A 1,665-nucleotide genomic window follows, 5' to 3' on the forward strand; every position below is an offset into this window, starting at 1 on the left:
CACCGTCGAGAACGCTATCCAGCATACCCAAGGCACGGCCCTGAAGGGGCGCCGGTTCGAGTCGATCGAGGAGCAAAACGCCTTCCTTGATCAATGGGAATCGAACTGGGCGGCCAGAAGGATCCACGGCAGTACCCGTCGCCAGGTTCAGGCGATGTTCGAGGAAGAGCGCCCCCATCTGCGTGCCTTGCCGGCGCGCAACTTCGAATACTTCACCGACAAGGTCTACACGGTCTGCGACGACACGTGCGTACGGGTCGACCACAGCAGTTACGCTGCCCAACCGGCTCCCATTGGCAGCAAGGTGCTGGTGCGTAAATTTGCCCGTCACCTGGAAATCCGCAACCTCCAGACACAGACATTGCTGCGCACCCACATTCTGGCCGACAGGCCGGGAACAGTGATCCTGCCGCACGACGAGCGACCGTTCAATCCCTCCCGGGAAACGCGCCGCATCCTCGCGCAGGCCAGGACGATCGGGCCATCGGCCGAACGCCTGTGCCAGCATCTGTTCGACACCGAAGGGCGAGTCGGTCAGCGCAAGCTCTGGGGCATCGTCGGCCTGGTCCGGCGCTATCCCCGCCGCCTGATCGAATCGGCCTGCGAGATCGCAATGAGAGAAGGCGTGCCCAGCTACAAACAGGTCAAGGCGCTGACCGAGCGTCTGCTGGAGCAGGCGCTGGCCGAACTGGACGCGCCCGTCCAGGGCGAACTGCCCTTGACTCAGGAACATCACCTCATCCGGGACGGCGACGACTACGCCGACCTGTTCACCCTCGGCGCCAAGCATAGCGCCGCCATGCCATCACCCAACGGAGATCTCTCTTGAGCATGAGCCTTGCCGAAATCGACCGCGCCCTGCGCGAACTGCGCCTGTCCGGCATCAGCGCGACACTGGAAACCCGGGTGCTGCAAGCCCAGGCCAGCCAGCAGCCATTCCTTGAAACCTTCTCCATGATTCTGCAGGACGAGCTCGATCGACGACAGTCCCGGCTTCTCGAACGACGCTTCCAGCAGTCCGGCCTGGACGAGCGCAAAACCCTGAGCGACTTCGACTGGTCCTTCAATCCGAAAGTCCCCCGGCAGGCCTGCTTCGAGCTACACACGCTGAAGTTCGTCGCCGACAGCGACAACGCGCTGCTGATCGGCAAACCCGGTACCGGCAAAAGTCATATCGCCAAGGCTATCGCCTACAACGCCACCCTGCAGGGAATGAAGGTGCGATACGTCGAGTCCGACACCGTGTTCGCCGGCTATGCCGTGGAAACACGTGCCGATCAGGACCGGCTGCTCAAGGCCCTGGTCGAGCCCGAACTCCTCGTGCTTGACGATCTGTTCCTCGCCAAACGCATTCCCGATGCCGCGGCCGAATTGCTGCAGACACTGGTCCATCAACGCTACAAGCAACGTCGCAGCATCCTCGTCACGTCCAACCGTGTCGTCCAGGACTGGGGGCGCTACCTTCGCGACAGCACCATGGCCTCGACGATCCTTGATCGTCTGCTGCATCGCTCCAAACTCCTCGAGTTTGAAGGCAAGAGCTATCGACTCCGGGAAGCTGCTGCCAGGCTTGCCGTCACTGAGGAATCCGACGCATAATCCGCTCGTCCTGCCTGGGGGAATTTAGCCGCCCACAAGTGGAGGAGTTTGAACTGCCCATCGGGG

The 1,665-nt window shown here is 62.2% G+C and carries 1 protein-coding gene and 1 pseudogene; both read left to right on the forward strand.

From position 1 onward, the window contains the following. Window positions 1-829, forward strand: a pseudogene (locus tag BMI01S_RS42340) (IS21 family transposase); the annotation flags it as partial. A 2-nt stretch (window positions 830-831) separates the two neighbouring features. Continuing rightward, window positions 832-1,599 (forward strand): IS21-like element helper ATPase IstB, encoded by a 768-nt coding sequence (gene istB / locus BMI01S_RS37275; protein ID WP_042293351.1) that lies wholly within the window; start codon window positions 832-834, stop codon window positions 1,597-1,599. The last annotated feature ends 66 nt before the right edge of the window (window positions 1,600-1,665 follow it).

The sequence above is a fragment of the Paraburkholderia mimosarum LMG 23256 = NBRC 106338 genome, assembly GCF_000739815.1.
In the GTDB taxonomy this organism is placed as follows: domain Bacteria; phylum Pseudomonadota; class Gammaproteobacteria; order Burkholderiales; family Burkholderiaceae; genus Paraburkholderia; species Paraburkholderia mimosarum.

What these genes read in the sequence shown, in the direction of transcription:
- istB (WP_042293351.1), top strand. Translation starts at nt 832, where the DNA reads ATGAGCCTTGCCGAAATCGACCGCGCCCTGCGCGAACTGCGCCTGTCC.